This window comes from Paraburkholderia phytofirmans OLGA172, assembly GCF_001634365.1.
Lineage (GTDB): Bacteria > Pseudomonadota > Gammaproteobacteria > Burkholderiales > Burkholderiaceae > Paraburkholderia.
Window position 1 is genome coordinate 453,192 of the sequence record NZ_CP014579.1, and the last position, 16,529, is coordinate 469,720.

General features: G+C 60.4%; 20 protein-coding genes and 2 pseudogenes. 9 read left to right on the forward strand and 13 right to left on the reverse strand.

The genetic code is table 11. The annotated features are described in order from the left end of the window. Nucleotides 1-79 precede the first annotated feature (79 nt). The gene (locus tag AYM40_RS22325) at nucleotides 80-685 is read left to right on the forward strand and encodes a hypothetical protein (RefSeq protein WP_063498445.1); all 606 of its coding nucleotides are present in this window, start codon (nucleotides 80-82) and stop codon (nucleotides 683-685) included. 39 nt (nucleotides 686-724) lie between these two features. Here the strand turns inward: AYM40_RS22325 and AYM40_RS22330 are convergent, their stop codons facing one another. Next, nucleotides 725-1,006 carry a DUF2442 domain-containing protein gene (locus AYM40_RS22330; RefSeq protein WP_162493829.1) on the reverse strand — a complete coding sequence of 94 codons (282 nt, stop codon included), beginning with the start codon at nucleotides 1,004-1,006 and terminating at the stop codon, nucleotides 725-727. A 38-nt stretch (nucleotides 1,007-1,044) separates the two neighbouring features. Between AYM40_RS22330 and AYM40_RS22335 the strand changes: the two are divergent. Beyond that, nucleotides 1,045-1,188, forward strand: a pseudogene (locus tag AYM40_RS22335) (tautomerase family protein); the annotation flags it as partial. Between the two features lie 109 nt (nucleotides 1,189-1,297). Further along, nucleotides 1,298-2,134, forward strand: coding sequence for a TOBE domain-containing protein (locus AYM40_RS22340; protein ID WP_063498447.1), 837 nt, complete (start codon nucleotides 1,298-1,300; stop codon nucleotides 2,132-2,134). Between the two features lie 122 nt (nucleotides 2,135-2,256). On the opposite strand, the gene AYM40_RS22345 is transcribed toward AYM40_RS22340, so the two are convergent. Continuing rightward, nucleotides 2,257-2,958 carry a phosphatase PAP2 family protein gene (locus AYM40_RS22345; protein ID WP_063498448.1) on the reverse strand — a complete coding sequence of 234 codons (702 nt, stop codon included), beginning with the start codon at nucleotides 2,956-2,958 and terminating at the stop codon, nucleotides 2,257-2,259. Between the two features lie 358 nt (nucleotides 2,959-3,316). Here AYM40_RS22345 and AYM40_RS22350 point away from each other — a divergent pair, with 358 nt between their 5' ends. Further along, entirely contained in the window at nucleotides 3,317-4,513 is a 1,197-nt protein-coding gene (locus AYM40_RS22350; RefSeq protein ID WP_063498449.1) for a PHB depolymerase family esterase, read from the forward strand. A 107-nt stretch (nucleotides 4,514-4,620) separates the two neighbouring features. Continuing rightward, entirely contained in the window at nucleotides 4,621-4,797 is a 177-nt protein-coding gene (locus tag AYM40_RS38835; RefSeq protein ID WP_081833034.1) for a DUF3563 family protein, read from the forward strand. Between the two features lie 128 nt (nucleotides 4,798-4,925). Here the strand turns inward: AYM40_RS38835 and AYM40_RS22355 are convergent, their stop codons facing one another. The 6 genes from AYM40_RS22355 to AYM40_RS22380 form a co-directional block, all read right to left on the reverse strand. Then, nucleotides 4,926-6,425: a cryptochrome/photolyase family protein gene (locus tag AYM40_RS22355; RefSeq protein ID WP_063498450.1), complete on the reverse strand. Its 1,500-nt coding sequence runs from the start codon at nucleotides 6,423-6,425 to the stop codon at nucleotides 4,926-4,928. 42 nt (nucleotides 6,426-6,467) lie between these two features. Beyond that, nucleotides 6,468-6,887, reverse strand: coding sequence for an organic hydroperoxide resistance protein (locus AYM40_RS22360; protein ID WP_063498451.1), 420 nt, complete (start codon nucleotides 6,885-6,887; stop codon nucleotides 6,468-6,470). 173 nt (nucleotides 6,888-7,060) lie between these two features. Continuing rightward, a complete protein-coding gene (locus AYM40_RS22365) occupies nucleotides 7,061-7,513 on the reverse strand; it encodes a MarR family winged helix-turn-helix transcriptional regulator (RefSeq protein WP_063498452.1) in 453 nt (150 codons plus the stop codon). A gap of 81 nt (nucleotides 7,514-7,594) precedes the next feature. Then, complete coding sequence (locus AYM40_RS22370; protein WP_063498453.1) at nucleotides 7,595-8,401, reverse strand: BPSS1780 family membrane protein; 807 nt, start codon at nucleotides 8,399-8,401, stop codon at nucleotides 7,595-7,597. Beyond that, the gene (locus AYM40_RS22375; RefSeq protein ID WP_063498454.1) at nucleotides 8,392-9,387 is read right to left on the reverse strand and encodes a homoserine kinase; all 996 of its coding nucleotides are present in this window, start codon (nucleotides 9,385-9,387) and stop codon (nucleotides 8,392-8,394) included. The genes AYM40_RS22370 and AYM40_RS22375 overlap by 10 nt, the downstream gene beginning before the upstream one ends. A gap of 160 nt (nucleotides 9,388-9,547) precedes the next feature. After that, nucleotides 9,548-9,943, reverse strand: a complete 396-nt coding sequence (locus tag AYM40_RS22380; protein WP_063498455.1) for a hypothetical protein — start codon at nucleotides 9,941-9,943, stop codon at nucleotides 9,548-9,550. A 200-nt stretch (nucleotides 9,944-10,143) separates the two neighbouring features. Between AYM40_RS22380 and AYM40_RS22385 the strand changes: the two genes are divergently transcribed. Then, nucleotides 10,144-11,670: an AMP nucleosidase gene (locus AYM40_RS22385; protein WP_063500625.1), complete on the forward strand. Its 1,527-nt coding sequence runs from the start codon at nucleotides 10,144-10,146 to the stop codon at nucleotides 11,668-11,670. Here the strand turns inward: AYM40_RS22385 and AYM40_RS22390 are convergent. Further along, the gene (locus tag AYM40_RS22390) at nucleotides 11,664-12,086 is read right to left on the reverse strand and encodes an ISAs1 family transposase (RefSeq protein WP_063498456.1); all 423 of its coding nucleotides are present in this window, start codon (nucleotides 12,084-12,086) and stop codon (nucleotides 11,664-11,666) included. The two genes, AYM40_RS22385 and AYM40_RS22390, sit on opposite strands and share 7 nt — an antisense overlap. Nucleotides 12,087-12,214: 128 nt before the next feature. After that, nucleotides 12,215-12,502: a hypothetical protein gene (locus AYM40_RS40470; protein WP_148662277.1), complete on the reverse strand. Its 288-nt coding sequence runs from the start codon at nucleotides 12,500-12,502 to the stop codon at nucleotides 12,215-12,217. A gap of 263 nt (nucleotides 12,503-12,765) precedes the next feature. Here AYM40_RS40470 and AYM40_RS22395 point away from each other — a divergent pair, with 263 nt between their 5' ends. Both AYM40_RS22395 and AYM40_RS22400 read left to right on the forward strand, forming a co-directional pair. After that, a complete protein-coding gene (locus AYM40_RS22395) occupies nucleotides 12,766-13,521 on the forward strand; it encodes a hypothetical protein (protein WP_063498457.1) in 756 nt (251 codons plus the stop codon). Between the two features lie 2 nt (nucleotides 13,522-13,523). Continuing rightward, the gene (locus tag AYM40_RS22400; protein ID WP_063498458.1) at nucleotides 13,524-13,925 is read left to right on the forward strand and encodes a hypothetical protein; all 402 of its coding nucleotides are present in this window, start codon (nucleotides 13,524-13,526) and stop codon (nucleotides 13,923-13,925) included. A 111-nt stretch (nucleotides 13,926-14,036) separates the two neighbouring features. Here AYM40_RS22400 and AYM40_RS22405 read toward each other — a convergent pair whose 3' ends face one another. The 3 genes from AYM40_RS22405 to AYM40_RS22415 all read right to left on the reverse strand — a co-directional run bounded on the left by AYM40_RS22405 (nucleotide 14,037) and on the right by AYM40_RS22415 (nucleotide 15,946). Next, entirely contained in the window at nucleotides 14,037-14,486 is a 450-nt protein-coding gene (locus AYM40_RS22405; protein WP_148662278.1) for a hypothetical protein, read from the reverse strand. A gap of 363 nt (nucleotides 14,487-14,849) precedes the next feature. Further along, the gene (locus AYM40_RS22410) at nucleotides 14,850-15,380 is read right to left on the reverse strand and encodes a chromate transporter (RefSeq protein WP_063498460.1); all 531 of its coding nucleotides are present in this window, start codon (nucleotides 15,378-15,380) and stop codon (nucleotides 14,850-14,852) included. Further along, nucleotides 15,377-15,946, reverse strand: coding sequence for a chromate transporter (locus AYM40_RS22415; RefSeq protein WP_063498461.1), 570 nt, complete (start codon nucleotides 15,944-15,946; stop codon nucleotides 15,377-15,379). Before AYM40_RS22415 ends, AYM40_RS22410 begins: the two co-directional genes overlap by 4 nt. A 98-nt stretch (nucleotides 15,947-16,044) precedes the next feature. Here AYM40_RS22415 and AYM40_RS43495 point away from each other — a divergent pair. Continuing rightward, a pseudogene (locus AYM40_RS43495) lies at nucleotides 16,045-16,257 on the forward strand (LysR family transcriptional regulator); the annotation flags it as partial. Nucleotides 16,258-16,529 lie beyond the last annotated feature (272 nt).

Genomic DNA, 16,529 nt, shown 5'->3' on the forward strand with positions numbered 1-16,529 from the left:
ATATTAGTCTAAAAATGGATTTTTGCAAGAGAATATAATCCCGGCTCGTTATGACGCCGAAGATCGGGAGAAGCGGGAGATGTGGGTTCGAGCGGTAGCAACGGCAGTTGCAGTGTGGTGTGTGTCCGGTGCGGCAATGGCTGCCGGTTATGCGGAAGTGTGGAATCCGCCGGAGTCGACCGGGCATATGGCGAAGCACACAAAGAAAACGGCGGGTGCAGCCAAGGTCAAGCCTGCCGCCGGCGCGAAGGCGGGTTTGAAGCACGCGGCGAGCGCTCAACATGGCGCGCAGCGGGTTGCGGCGGCGTCGACGGGTGGCGTCAAGCCCGCAGCGCACGGCGGCGTGAAGAAGGTCGCGGCTAAGAATGTTGGCCACGGCGGCGTGGTCAAGGGCGCGGGCAAGCCCAAGTCGAAGGCAGCGGTGGTGGCGCAGGGTAAAAAGCCACATGCACAAATTGCTCAGGCGAAACCAGGTCAAGGCAGGATCATGCACGCCAACCTGGTTCAAGGCCATACAGCGCATGCTCGCGTGGTCAAGGTGGCGGCGAAAACCGGTGCGGCCAAACCGGCTGTCGTTCACACGAGCGCGCCTGCCAAGGCCGCAAACGTAATGGCGAGTCCCTCGGCCGCGACCGCTAATTCTGCAACCGCCAGCAGCGGCTCGTTGCCGCCGATCCTCCACTGACTTTCGGTTCAGGCGGCGTGCCGTTTGGGGTGATAAGCCTCACGCAGCCTTTCGCGGACGGCCGCCTTTCTTGCCGTTCTCGCGGGCAGCCGCCGATTTCGCCTCGGATTTCACGCTGCCGCCGCTGCGGCCGATATCGCGCATCCATGCCTTCGAGCCGAATACACCGTCGATAAGGCCATGCACCGACACGACGACATCGAGCGCCGGAAAAACGAGCGCCGAACCGAGACCGAAAATCTCAATCGAGCGCAAATCCGCTACCGTTGCGTTGTGCAAACCTTCGACATAGGCGATTGGCACCAGCCGCAACGTCTCCATCGAGCGCTTATCCCTCACCCGCGAATGCAAGGTCACCACAAAAGAAGGCGCTGTACAAGCGCATGGCGGAGGAACTGGCGGCGTCGCCGGGACTGCGACGAGAGGATGTGTTCATCAATCTCGTCGAAGTGCTGAAGGAGAACTGGTCGTTCGGAAATGGGATCGCGCAGTACGCGGTTTGAGTGACTGACGAATGCGATCGGCGGCGCGCCATGTGCGCCGCCGTCAAGGGGCGCTGCATCGCTATAATGGTTCGCTGTCCTTTCCTAACCCACCGACCCTCCTGCCTCCATGACATCCGACCGCACCGATCCGCACCACGAAGCTCTCGAACTGGGCGGCTCCGTCTGGTTTCAGGCGGGCGCGCAAACGCTCGGCGGCGCGTCGCGGATCGCGCTGCTCGCGGCGATCGGCGAGACCGGTTCGATTACCAGCGCGGCGAAAGCTGTCGGCATGAGCTACAAGGGCGCGTGGGACGCCGTCGATACGATGAACAACCTCGCCGGCGAGCCGCTAGTCGTGCGCTCGACTGGCGGCAAAGGCGGTGGCGGCACCACGCTCACGCCGCGCGCGGTGAAGCTGATCGAGACGTTTCGGGCGGTCGAACGCGAGCATCGGCGCTTTCTCGAACGTGCGGGCGCGGCGATCGAAGGCTTTGCGACGGATTGGGATCTGATCGGCCGCATCGGCGTGAAAACGAGCGCGCGCAATCAGCTTTATGGAACGGTGTTGGCGATCACGCGCGGGACGGTCAACGATGAAGTGTCGCTGGCGCTGCCAGGCGGCCATACGATTGTCGCCGTAGTCACGCATGAAAGTACCGAGACGCTGGGACTCGCGCAGGGAGCGGCGGCGTTCGCGTTGATCAAGGCGTCGTGGGTGGTGCTGCTCGTCGAGGATGAAAGTGGCGCGCCGCTGAAGCTCTCGGCGCGCAATCAGTTGCGCGGCACCGTGCAGAGCGTGAAGCGCGGGGCGGTCAACGCGGAGGTGTCGTTGGTGCTGGACGGCGGCGCGGTGATTGCCGCCGTTGTCACGAATCAGAGCGTCGATACGCTCGGGCTTGTGGAAGGCGGGACGGCGGTCGCTGTATTCAAGGCGTCGAGTGTGATTCTTGGGGTGAAGGATTGAGTGAGCCAAGGGTTCTGGAGGGGCACAGGCTCTGACGTTATGGCACGCTGCGCACATGAAGCGGCACGCGGATTGCCGGACGTGGACTTCGGTTGCCGGACGAGCAATCGGTTGAGTGTGCTTCAGACGGCCGAGGAGTGCGGCGGCGTAAGCGTGTTGAGCGTTTGTGACAGCGGCGCCGTGGCGGGGCGTACGTCGCGCACGGACCTCCACTTGGCGCGGATGAACGGTCGCTCGTGACCGGACACCTTCAGCGCGATATGCGTGACCCAGCGTTGCGTCGGCACATGCACGCCGTGCATCAACAGCGCGAGGATCATCAGACTCGCGGTGACGGGCAACGCCGATAGCCGGCCCGGCTCCGCATTCCACGCCATGCGCACGAAGAACAGCGCGGCCAGCGCGCCGACCAGGCAACCCGTGACGGCTTCAGACGGCGAGTGGGCGCTCAGCACGACGCGCGACAAGCCGACCGCGATGCCCGCGGCCAGACCCAGTATGACGCCAAGCAGACGAATTGCCGGACGCGCCGGCAGCAGCATCAGGAATAGTGCGACCGGATAGACGGCGGTAGACAGCATGGCGTGACCGCTGACGCCGGTGAAATCCAGTTCGCGCACGCCAACGCCCCAGCCGAGGAAGGCCAGCTTGGTCACGGTCACAATGCCGATGGCCGCGCCAAGCAGCAGCAACCAGCCAGCAGCCATACGCCACGAGTAGCCGACCGCCAGCCAAAGTGCGATGGCGAACGCAAGCGGCAGCGTCATGCCGGCGCCGCCGAGGCTGGTGATCGAATACCACAGATGGACAGGTAAATCGGGCATGGAAAAAGTGCGACCAAGGCCGCGTAGAATCGGGTTGGTGATGGTTTAACGCGCGACCGGCTTGAAGCGCCGACGCCGCAAAGGCGTATTCCGAAATTATTTACCTGCCAGTATAGACGGGTGCTTCGGGCCAGACTTGCTACGCGCCGGGCTTTTTGTGACGGGGCGTTGGCCGGCGAACAAGCTTTGCAAAGATTTGACGTTATTGCTGCTGCAAGGTTCTCCGATAGGAAAATTCGGTGCTCGACGGTGGTCCGGGCCTCCAGCATCGCATGAGGATTGGTGTTATTGTGCATTGCACAACAAAGCGTCGTTCTATCGAGCGTCACCTGTCCCCTTTTTGCGAGGTTATCCGCCGATGGCAAAAAGTCTATCGAAAATCTGGCTGCGCGGTCTCAAGCGGCTGCTCTCCATTCAAACCGAGCACGCCCACGCAACCACGAAGCGCGCCGCCACGCGGCCGGCACGCGTTGCCACCGCCAAGCCTTCGGCCAAGGCCCGTCCTGTCAAGCCAGTGGCCGCGCTGCGCGCATCCGCGAAACGCGAAGCGCCGCGAGCCGCCCCACGGGAGTCGCGGGTTCGTCCACGTGCTTCGGCATGGGCGAGCGGTTCGTGGACGCGCTCGTTCCATTCGGCGCCTGTGGCACCTGGGCGACTCGTCAACCACCTTCAGTATGGTTTGTATATCCCATCTGGCCATGCGCACGAGTCGATGCCGCTAGTGGTGATGCTGCACGGCTGCACCCAGTCGATTGACGAATTCGCGGAAGGCACGCGGATGAACGTGCTCGCCGATCGCTTCGGCTTTGCCGTGGTGTATCCGGAACAGTCGAAGCATGTCCATTCGCATCGCTGCTGGCATTGGTACGACGCCAGCGACAGCGCCGGCGGCGCCGAGACGCGTGCGGTCGTCTCGCTGGTGGATTCGCTGGTTGCCCAGCATGGCTTTGACAGCGAGCGTGTGTATGTCGCCGGAATCTCCGCCGGCGCCGGCTTGACGGCGCTTCTGGCCGTCAACTATCCGGAGCGTTTCGCCGCGGTTGCGCTGCATTCCGGCCCTGCTTTCGGGGAGGCTCGCTCCGGCATTACGGCAATGGACGTGATGCGGCGTGGCGCGCGCCGCGAGCCGGCCGAGCTGGTCGACGAACTCGTTAATGTGGCCGAATACCCCGGCATGCCGGCCATCATTCTCCATGGCGACACCGACCATGTGGTCGCGCCGGTCAATGCGGACCAGTTGGCGGAGCAGTTTCTTCGCCTGAACCGGATCGTCGACGAGAAAGGCGTGCGTAAATCAGGTGAAGTCAAGGAAGACCGTAAGGGTGGCGTGGTGATGCGCGACTATCTGCGCGGCGGCCGGCGCGTGGTGCGGCTGTGCCGTGTGCAAGGGCTTGCGCACGCGTGGAGCGGCGGCGACGACGCCGTACCGTTCCATTCCGCCAAAGGTCCGGACGCGAGCGCCATGGTGTGGGAATTCTTCAGGCACCAGCGCCGCACCGGCGCCGGCCGTATCGCTGAAAGCACCGCCGCAGAAGCCTCGGCGGCCGCACGCTGAGATTCGAACAACATTTCGAAATGAGCATTGGCGCGACCCTAGGGTTTTCCCTATAATAGGGGTTATCCCTTAGGCGTTACCGCCTGAACTCATTGTCGAGGTTGACCATGTATCTGCTTAGCCGCCTGTTTCTGTTTCTGACCAAATCGCCCGATCAACTCGCGAAAGAACGCGCTGACGCTTTCCTCGCAGAAGCGACCGATCTGTACGATCTGGAATTCCGTATGCGCAAGCTGGATCGTGAGGCAACCACTCGCCATCCGTCGTGGATGAGCCAGCACTAAGCTGCACAGGTTTGAAGCATCGGCATGTATTGAAGTGACGATCAGCACTGAAACGCGAGTAGCGACGGCAAACGGCGCATCTTTCAACACCTCTCGACATTCCTGATCAAAACAATGTGAGCGGGCGCTTACTTGCCGAAGCGGGCAAGCGTACGCTGCCGCGCTTCAGCATGGTCGACGATCGGTGCGGGATAATCCTTGCCCAATATCACACCGAATTCCGCGAGCCGCTCCGCACCCGCCAGCCACGGAGCGTGAATCCATTTGGCCGGCAGCTTCGCAAGCTGGGGCAGATAGCGTTTGATAAAGCGCCCTTCGGCGTCGAATTTTTCGGATTGCGTGATCGGGTTGAAAATCCGGAAATACGGTTGCGCGTCGCATCCTGTCGATGCCGCCCATTGCCAGCCTCCGTTGTTCGCCGATAAATCGAAGTCGTTCAATTGTTCTGCGAAGTAGCGTTCGCCGAGCCGCCAGTCGACCCCCAGATCCTTCACCAGAAAACTCGCCGTCACCATTCGCAGGCGGTTGTGCATGTAGCCGGTGCGGTTCAGTTGCAGCATTGCGGCGTCGACCAGCGGATAGCCGGTGCGGCCGTCGCACCACGCGGCATACGCCTCGTCCGCTTCCGGGCCTTGCTCCCAGCGCAGCCGGTCGTACTCTTCCCTGAACGACGCGCCGGCCGCCAGCCTCGGATGATGCGAGAGGATCATGAAGTAGAAGTCCCGCCAGATCAGCTCCGAAAGCCACGTGGCCGAGCCTTGTCCGTCGGGCTGCAGTGAGCTCTCGTGCGCGAACCGCGCGAGCGTGCGGGTCGAGACCGTACCGAAGCGCAGATGCATCGACAGATAGCTCGGACCTTTGACGGCGGGAAAGTCGCGCCGGTCCTTGTAGCTGTCGATGCGGGTCATGAAGTCGTCGAGCAGACGTTGCGCGCCGCTCATGCCGGTGGGCAAGTTAAGCGCCGCGAGATTGCTCGGTGCGAAGCCGAGCTGGTCGAGCGTCGGCAACTGGCGGTCCAGCTTGGGCTGCAGTGCTGCCAGATGCTGCGCGTAGGTCTCGACCGGGTATGGTTTCAGATCGAACGCCGTCAGCTGCTTGAGCCATGCGTTCCTGTACGGCGTGAACACCGTGAACGGTTTGTTCTGGCCTGTCAGCACCTCATCACGCTCGAAAATCACCTGGTCTTTGAACGTCAGCCATTGGCGTCCAGCTTCGACAAGCCGCTCCCGCACCGCCTCGTCCCGCTCGATCGCGACCGGTTCGTAATCGTGATTCGTGAAGACCGCATCGACGCCGAGTTCGTTCGCGAGCCTCGGTACGAGATCGGCTGGATCGCCGTACAGCACGACGAGGGCGCCGCCCCTGGCGCGCAATGCTTCGTCCAGCTCGCCCAACGCAGCAAGAATGAACTCGATGCGGCGGTCCTGCGCCTGCGTCTCCGGATGGCGAGTTTGCCAGGCGTCGATCAGCGGTTGCAGGATCGTCGTGTCGAATACGAACACGCACCAGACGCGCTCGCAATGCTTGAGCGCGTAGTACAGCGCGGCGTTGTCCGTGTTGCGCAGGTCGCGGCGAAACCAGACCAGACCGGTATCGAAGGCGTCGTTCAGGCGCCGGATGCGTGTCATCGGAATCGCGGATCTAGACGAATGGCTCGTTAAGGCCGCGGCTTACGCGATTTGCAGGCGCACTGCGACGTTGTTGCGCGTGGCGTTCGAGTACGGGCACACCTGATGCGCCGCGTCGGCCAGTTCCTTGGCTGCAGCAGCAGCGAGGCCCGGCAAGGAGACGCGCAGATCGATGTCGAGTGCGAAGCCGCCGTTGTCGTTCGGGCCGATACCCACTTCTGCCGTAACTTGCGTGTCAGCCGGCAAAGTCTGCTTGCGCTGGCCGGCGACGAATTTCATCGCGCTCAGGAAACACGCCGAGTAGCCGGCTGCAAACAGTTGCTCCGGGTTGGTGCCCGCTGCGCCGGTGCCGCCCAGTTCACGCGGTGCCGCCAGCTTCACGTCCAACGCATTGTCCGACGATACGGCACGGCCGTCACGGCCACCAGTGCTGGTTGCGCTTACCTTGTAGAGAATGTTCATGGTGCTGCTCCTTTATCTGGGTTGTCAGGATCTGCATGTTTGCGGCTGGTTGCTTGCCCGCCGTTCTGGCGGAGCACTTTCGAAGCGGCATGTGGCAAAGATAGTGCACAAATAATTTGTGCACAAATTAATTTTTGCATCGTACCGATAGCGTGCTTTTTGAAACAGGCCGGCTAGTGGTCCATGTAATCGTTGAGCGTGGTGCGCAGGCGCGTTAGATCGTCGCGCAGACGGAGCAGGAATTCCGGCGTCTGCTGGGTCGCGCAGAAGATTTCTGCTGGCACTTCGCGTGCCTGACGCTTCAGTGCGGTGCCCACTCTGGTGAGCCGGATATAGACGAGCCGTTCATCTTCAACGCCGCGTACCCGTTCCAGGCAGCCCTGTGTTTCGAGACGTTTGAGCAGTGGCGTGACTGTTGCCGAGTCGAGATTCAGTCGCGCTGCGAGGTCTTTGACTGTGATGTCGTCGGCTTCCCAGAGCACCAGCATCGCCAGATATTGCGGATACGTGAGGTCGAGCTTGTCGAGCAGCGGCTTGTACGCTTTCGTCATCGCAAGCGAGGTCGAATAGAGTGCGAAGCAAAGTTGCTCGTCGAGCGTGAAGGGCAAGGCGGGACGCTGGGTCATATTGCATCTCGTGTAAAAAGAGCGTGCAAATCGATTGCGCGCAAACCATTGTGCCGCAAGTCGAGGTATTCAACCCGGCATTCAAGCCGCCGGCGTGGTCGGCAGGTCCGGCGCTTCGGGCGTTTGCACGCCGAAGCAGCCGCGATAGGTCGCGTAGAACGAGCAATACAGCATGGTCGTGACGATCATGGTGGCAGGCATCAGGATCGCGAACGCGAAATCGCCCGCGCCCAGTGCCTGCATCAATGCGGTCAGGCCGAACGAGACCGTCGTTGCCACCGCGAACCACAATGCGCCGAACACGATGAACGCGCCCCGATTGCGCCAGCAACTGACGATGCTGAAGAACATCGCCTTGACGGGCGGCACGTCGTGCCACGCGATAAGAACCGGCGAGAACCAGAAAATCATTGCGACCGGAATGTAGAACGCGAACGCGGTGATCACCGCCAGCGGGATATTGCTGTTGGCGATCGCATCCTGATCCATCGTGGCCATGCCGAGCATGACTTTCAGCAACATACCGCCGTCGGCGAGTGCCGAGCCGGCCAGCACCAGCGCCATCGCAACGACGTACAGCACGCCCAGCAGCAGCAGACGTTTGGCGACTACCGGGCCGTACGAGTGAAAGCCGTCCACCAGAATGGTCGGGAACACCGGCTTGCCCGCGATGGTGTTGCGGCACGCCGCCATGAAGCCGACCGCAACGCCCGGAATGAAGACCAGCGGCAGCACGCCGCCGATGACCGGAATCTGCGACGCCAGCGTCATGACCAGCAGATAGGTGAAGAACAGCGTCAGAAACGCAAGCGGGTTCTTACGGAACAGCCAGATACCCTGCCGGAACCAGACATAGCCGGTTTTCGCGGGGACTTCGATCAGTTGCATGAGGTATGAATGCCTGGAAGTGCAACGCCGGTCAGGCGTTCGCGCAAGATGCGCTCGAAATGGCCGGGGTCGTGCGGTTTGAGCAGCTCGGCCGTGCGCGGCAAATGAAAATCATACAGGCGCGAGACCCAGAAGCGGTAAGCGCCCGCACGCAGCATGTCGCCCCAATGGCGGTTTTCTTCGACGGTGAACGGGCGCACGGTCTGGTAGGCGCGCAGCATGGCTTCGGTGCGCGCCTCGTCGAGCTTGCCGGTGGCGAGGTCGACGCACCAGTCGTTGACCGTTACCGCGACGTCGAACAGCCACTTGTCGCAGCCGGCGAAATAGAAGTCGAAGAAGCCGCCGAGGCGCACCTCGTGGCCGGTTTCCGGCGCGGCATGCGCGAACAGCGCGTTGTCGCGGAACAGGTCGGCGTGGCAAGGGCCTTCGGGCAACCTCGCGTAATCCGCCGATGCGAAGAAAGCCTCCTGATGCGCCAGTTCGGACGACAGCAAGTCGCGCTGCGCGCCCGCGAGGAACGGCAGGATGGTCGGCACGGTTTCTTTCCACCACGGCAGGCTGCGCAGATTCGGCTGATAGCGCGGGTAATCGCGCCCCGCCAGATGCATGCGCGCGAGCATTTGCCCGACCTCGACGCAGTGTTCGGCTTGCGGCGCCAACTCCGGCGCGCCTTCAAGCTTGGTCACGATGGCTGCGGGTTTGCCGTGCAGCGTGCCGAACAGCGCGCCGTCTTCGCGCGGCATGGGATCCGGCACCGGCACGCGGTGCGCGGCTAGATGCCGCATCAGATCGAGATAGAACGGCAGTTGCTCGGCCGTCAGCTTTTCGAAAATCGTGAGGACGTATTCGCCGTGCGTCGTCGTCAGAAAGAAGTTGCTGTTCTCAATACCGGACGGGATGCCGCGAAACTCGACGACTTCGCCGAGATCGTAATGACGCATCCATTCTGCTAATTGGGGCTCGGTGACAGCGGTGAAGACAGCCATGCGGGAAACGTCGGATCAGGTTAGTCGGGCTGGCGCGATGCGGCCAGTGCGAGGTGTGGGATGCTGGAAATCGGCAAGCAGGCTGAAAACCCGAGGCGACGCCTGCGGGCCACATAGATCCAGGGGAGCGGCTTACGCCGCGCCGCCACCCCGGCATGCATCAATAAGTCAGGTTCACCGACGGCAAACGCGTGCTCGCGCGGCCGTTGTCGCGCACGGTGGGCGACGTGTCGAGCGGCGCGCTCATCTGGTAGCGCGTGCCGAGATTGGAATGCACGTTGATTTCAACGGGCTTGCCTTTGTCGCGGTATTCGGTGATTTCGGTGCCGTTAGCGCTGCGTTCGTAGAAGCTTGGCGTGCGTGGGACGTTGATTTCGACCTTCGAGCTGACCTCGGCGGCCGGACGATTGATCTTCGCCAGGTCAGGCAGACCGGCCCGCTCATTGGCGGACTGGGGTGCATCGGCGGGCGGAGGTTCATCGACAGGCTGGGCAGCCATCGCGGCGTTGCCAAAGGCGAGGGCCAGTGCAACGGCGACGGGAAGGAGCGGCTTCATGGTGATTCTCCAATATGGTGCCCCGATTCTAGCAAATCCAGCCTTGCCCACGGGCGCGATCGCCTTATTTTGCGCCGCTTTCGCGCGCTGTGCGCGCAAACTTGCGGCCGCTGTTGCGGCAGATGTGGTAGGCGCCGCGAGGTCATTTGGCCATCACGGGTTCCGTGGTAATGTCATCTCATCAATAGGGGCGAATGACGATGAACAACGATACCAATCAACGCGCGGTGCAGACTCCCGCCAATAGCTTCCCAACCGAATCCTTTGACGACGCGACCGAGGCCGTCACGCGTTTGTCGGCGATCTACGAAGCGAACACCTCGTTTTTGCGCGACGCCTTCGCGCGTTACCGCCGCAACGAACTGTTCGAAAGCCGGGTGCGCGCCTGCTACCCGTTCGTCAGGGTGCGCACTGAAGTCAACACGCATATCGACTCGCGCCGCTCGTACGGTTTCGTCGCGGGCCCCGGTGTGTTCGAGACCACGGTCACGCGGCCGGATCTGTTCGGCAACTATTATCGCGAGCAATTGCGCCTGCTGGCCAAGAACCATCACGTGCAGATCGAAGTCGGTGTGTCCGATCAGCCGATTCCGATTCACTTCGCGTTCGCTGAAGGCATTCATCTCGAGGGCGATCTGGATCGCGAGCGCCTGTTCCTGATGCGCGACGTGTTCGATACGCCGGACCTCGCGCTGCTCGACGACCGCATCGTCAACGGCACGTATGAGCCGCCGCCGGGCGAGCCGCATCCGCTCGCGCTGTTCACGGCGGCGCGGGTGGATTTCTCGCTGCATCGGCTGAAGCATTACACGGCGACCTCGCCTACGCATTGCCAGAACTACGTGCTGTACACGAACTACCAGTTTTATATCGACGAGTTCGTCAAACTCGGCCGCACGATGATGGCCCATACCGACGACGAAGAACTGCGCGCCTATCGCAGCGAATACACGTCGTTCGTCGAACCGGGCGACGTGACCACATACAACGAGAATCTCGCCGAGCAGGCGCAGGAAGGCACGGCGCCGCCGCGTTTGCCGCAGATGCCCGCGTATCACCTGAAGCGCGCCGACGGCAGCGGCATCACAATGGTCAACATCGGCGTCGGGCCGTCGAACGCGAAGACGATTACCGATCATATCGCCGTGCTGCGTCCGCATGCGTGGATCATGCTTGGCCACTGCGCGGGTCTGCGCAATACGCAGCGTTTGGGCGATTATGTGCTGGCGCACGGCTATGTGCGCGAAGATCACGTGCTCGACGACGATTTGCCGCTGTGGGTGCCGATTCCTGCACTTGCCGAAGTGCAGGTGGCGTTGGAACGCGCGGTCGCGCAGGTCACGCAGTTGGATGGCGTCGAGTTGAAGCGCGTGATGCGCACGGGCACGGTGGCGAGTGTGGATAACCGCAACTGGGAATTGCGCGATCACCGTGAGCCGGTGCAGCGGCTGTCGCAAAGCCGTGCGGTCGCGCTCGACATGGAAAGCGCGACGATTGCGGCCAATGGGTTCCGCTTCCGCGTGCCTTACGGCACCTTGCTATGCGTGTCGGACAAGCCTTTGCATGGCGAATTGAAACTGCCCGGCATGGCGGATCAGTTCTATCGCGCGCAGGTCGATCAGCATCTGCAGATCGGTGTGAAGGCGATGGAGTTGTTGCGGATGAATGGCTTGCATCGTTTGCATAGCCGCAAGTTGCGTAGCTTCGCGGAAGTGGCGTTTCAGTAAGCGTATGCGTTGGCTTCGCGGAATACGGTTGTGAGTAAATCGGCCTCGGTATATCGCCGCGCAAAGGCGTTCGAGGGCGCGCCCTTCGGCGAGATCAGTTCCGCGCGCGCCAGCGCCGGGCACAGGTGCGCAGTCCAGCGTATGAAGCAGGCTTCGAACTGCTGCGCATCGAGCGCCGCAAACACGCGCCCAAACGTGTCATGCGATGCAATGCCGTTGACCAGCGGCAGGTAGCGTCGCAGCCACTCCAGCTTCGCTTCGGTCCACGTCTGGATCGCCACCCAGCTATCGGTGCCCGACAGGACTGCACACGGCGCCACCACCAGCATCTCTGTCAGATCATGAGCCGGCGTGCGGCTGCGCGGATCGCGCAAATCGCCAAACGCTTCTTCGATACTGAGCACGTCTTCCTGCATCGCTTTTCCCAAGCACAAAAGCCAGAGTAAACGCGCCTTCAACCGGGCTCACAAGCATTTCGCCACCATCTGTAACGTTTCATGCAATCGCCCTAGTGGCTATCTGAATAGCGGTAATTTTTTCGGAATTATCCTATTCCGGGCGTGCTCGCAGTGACGATATTTTTGTAAATGTAGCGAAAACTACATTTACAAACGGCGATCGCCATCCAACTACATAGAGACACGATGACTGCCAGACGATTATTTTTGCGAACAAGCTTCTTATCTCTTGTTGGCATCACTTCCCAAATCGCAAAGGCGACTCCCATATCCCCCCAAATTGCAGCCACTTCGCTGCGCGGATACGTGTTAACAAACGGCGCGACTGCGTTGAGGCGCGACGACGGGTCATGGGTATTCTGGGTGCGCATCATAAATTTCGAGGACCCGAATAGTGATATTGCAGCGAGTCTCCAGGTGGCGACGGATAAAGGGTTCTCGCAGATTATTGACGTCCTGCCTGTCACTCTCACAAAAACAAAATCATTTATCGCCCAGACGGTGTACACGCCAAAAACAGGTAATACACAGCTCTATTATCGCTATGTTGTCGGATCGAGTCCGTCTACCGCACCATCCGTAAGTTCCTCAGTGAATTCAATTGCCCCTTGGAATACAGAGTCAAAGGCTGAATAAAATGGCAAAAGTGGAAATGGTGTTGCAATTCGTCGAAAACGGCTCGAATTCGATGACTACTTATCAGGCGTTGATGTCCGCGGCAAATAGCCCAAATGACTCGCTATCAGTCATTCAGAATGACACCAACCTCGTTGCGACGGTATCAAATGCCGCTCCGATGCTGCAGCCAGTACGTATCCTGACAAACGGATTGGCCGCGACGTCTGCATTAATCCGAATTGTGACAGATTGGAAAGATCCGAACAAAAAGGTCCAGCCAGGTGACGTGCTGACCGTTGTAAGTGCGGCGGGAACAATCGCTATTACGCTGTTTGTTTGGGCGGAAATTGGCCCAGGTGCCGCAGCAGCAATCGGTGCACTCGTTCTCGCTGCGGACCTGCAATCCGCCTTTCAGCCGTATATAAACTTTGCAAGAATGTGGTTGGGTGATTATATGGAAAGCTTGCTGCAAGTCTCGAAGCCTGTATCGGTTGCTAGTGCGTCGCTTTATTGGTCAAGTCTCGAACCCGGGAGTGGATACGTGCTTGCATCATACAACGAAATATTGACGCAAAAGGGTTTGTTCGTTTGTCTGAGCGACAAGGGATTTTCAGGTGGCGCTTTGATGCCTATGGGGACGCCAATTCCAGGTAGCTTCACGCCAGTCAATGAGGAACAATACAAGGAAAACTACTGCCGATATCTGAGTGTTAAGGAGGGTTGGAGCGATATTGTTAATGCAATGGATTATTGCAAGAACGTGACATTCAGATAGCTATGACAGCAATGCCGCGTTGTATTCGGGTTTCACTTATTGGATTCTTTCTCGCTTTTCTGTGCGAGGCTTGGGTGGAAATCGCCTTGCTTCAATCCGGCTCGCTACCATGGGAAGGCTGTCTGGCCGTGTTCGCAAGTTTTATGGCAAATCCCTTGGCGCTTGTGTATGGGATAAAGAGAAAGAGATGGGCTTACGACCTGCTTAAGTGGATCGCGGCCTTTAGTCTTGTATGGACTATATCCGGCCACTCATATCTGCAAGAATTGGGATTGTGGGCTATTGCGCTAATTACCCTTTGTGTGTGGCTCCGGCTCGGCGCGCTGTTAATATTGCGGCGAAAGGCGGTGAAAGATTGGATCGAAGCGACGACTGCCGGCGACGGTCTGCAGGGGCGTGGATGAATGACGAATAGGCGGCCCTTCTCTTCTGCCATCACTTACCGCATTGCGCGATAGGTGATGGCAGAGACTTTCGCTACAGTTGTCCCCGAGATTTTAAAATTACCCAGGCATTTAGGGTTTCAGCAACCCGTAGACCCTCGCCGACCTCCGCCAGGAGAATAGCGACCAGGCGTTCATCGCTACGATCCCGCTAATCCAAACTACGACGCGTGCACTGGCGTTGCCGCTGTGACCTTCGTTTATCAATTTAAGGGAAAGCAGGGCTGATATCAGGATGCCAGCCACAAACAACCAGAATGACATCTCGGGTGAATTGACACCGCAAATCTCGCCCGTGGCGTGGTTTAACCATCCCACAAGTGTTTGCCAGTTATCCGTATCGCGCAGTACTGCCGTCACGACCATGCCGTTTTCAAGTCGAGGGGCTCCGCGCATTTGTACAGAGTACTGACGTTTTCCTGCAACTGTAACGTTAAAGGCTGTTCTCGTGCCACTTTTGTCTTTCTGGATGACAATCCCGCCTATGTCTTCAAGCGTGACTGTAACGGCGTGATAAGTCATGAGTAGATGGCGCAGTAACTGAATCTACAAGTATAGTTATCCTCCGGAATCCAGAGACACAGGCAGTGAGATTTTTTTGGCATTACATTGCATTCTGTCAATACGTTTCTCGACCTACCGTGTTTGCAGAAGTTCTGTGCGCCAGGCACTTCATCGCGTCACGTTGGTGGCGCATCGAGTTGAGGGTTGCATTCCGCAGTTCAGCGAGCTACCTATTCCGTCTCCTGGCGCGGTGACCTGCTGCCTGTTTCTGTGAGCCTGGACCGCAGGTAATTAGCATCGGACAGCATCCTCCAGCCCCTGCTGGAATCCAAAAGGGCCTTGCTTACCAAAGTAATGATGCCGGGCTTCCCAGAGAGGGTTTCAGAATTGCCCGAAGCTCGTCAGCCCGATCAAGCTTCCAGCGGCCAGCAGCCACAGCGGATGGATGCGCGTTTTCAACGCCAGCACGGCGGTGAAGATGGTGATTGCCCACGCAATCGCCGTCGGGTCCGACGCCCGGGCGATCACGGCCGCGCTTGCCGTCACGATGCCGGCTGTTACCGGCACCAGCCCAACCTGCGCGTAACGGCGCCACGGGCGGTCCTTGAAGCGCTCCCATGCATGCAGCGCGAGAATCGTCACGATTGAGGACGGTCCGAACTTCGCCACGGAAGTGACCAGCATGCCGGCCCAGCCGGCCACGTGCCAGCCAACTAGCGTGACGATCATCAGATTCGGCCCGGGCGCGGCTTGCGCGAGCGCGAACAGCGCGCTGAATTCGCTGGCCGGCATCCAGTGGTGGACCTCCACCACTTGACGCTGCATCTCCGGAAGAATCGTATTGCCGCCGCCGAACGCGAGCAGCGAAAGCTGGCTGAAAATGATGGCTAGTGAAATGAGCGTGTCGTTCATCGCGTGGCCCTCGACGCGATATAGATGCTGAGTGGCGTGAGTACCAGCATGGTTGGCAGCAACGGCAGGCGCAGGATCGCGATCGCGACAAAACCGAGCGCAGCGATGAGGGCGGCCAGCGGCTTATGCCATAGCGGCAGCAGGATTTTCACGGCCATCGAGATCAGCAGGCCGGCCGCCGCCGCGGCGAGACCGGCAAACAGGTGCCTGACATGCGGATCGTTTTGCGTGTGCTCGTATAGCACGCCAAGGCCGATCACCACCAGCGACGGCCCCGCAATCAGGCCGAGCAGGCCGGCTAGCGCGCCCCGTACGCCGCGAAAACGCATCCCGATTGCCACCGAGAGGTTGATCACATTGCCGCCCGGCAAAAACTGGCACAGGCCTAGCAAATCCGTAAATTCCGCGGCGTTCAACCAGCGCCGCTGTTCGACAAGCGTGCGCCGCGCCAGCGGCAGCGCGCCGCCGAACGAGATCAGTCCAAGGCCAAGAAAGCCGCCGAAAATCTCCCGCACCGTCGGCGTGGGCGCCAGTCCGGGTTTGGCCGAGGTGAGATCGTGATCCATATCGCTAAGCGTCCGTTTTCAAGCTCAGAAGGTTAGCGCCGAACCGGCAGGGCGCAAAACGATTTTTGAGCACGCCGTTCTGACCGAGAATCACAAGCATGGCTCGTAACCTTCCCCCATTTCGGGCGCTGCGCGCTTTCGAAGCCGCCGCACGGCACGAAAGCTTCACCGCCGCGGCGAACGAATCGTAGGTGACACACGGTGCAATCAGCCGGCAAGTCGCAGCGTTTGAAACGTGGCTCGGCGTGCAGGTATTTCATCGCCGCGCCAAGCGCATGCGGCTGACCGACGACGGCCGGCGCTATCTGGCTCTTGCCGAGAGCGAGATTCCTGTGTGCAGTCCCGCGTTGCTGCAGCGCATCTCGATGCGCGCGGCTATTGGTGGGTAGCGAGGCGGGAGGTCGCGCAGGCGCCGCTGGTGGCGCAGTTCTGCGAATGGCTGCAAGCGCAGGGCGATCAGACCGACGTAGCGGTAGCGAGCGACCTGGAGGCCACTCGCTAGAACCCGCGTGCGTTGCTCTGCTCAATACGGCGCATTGAACATCAGCAAGCTGACTTCGCGCACGAGGCGCGAAGCTTCAGC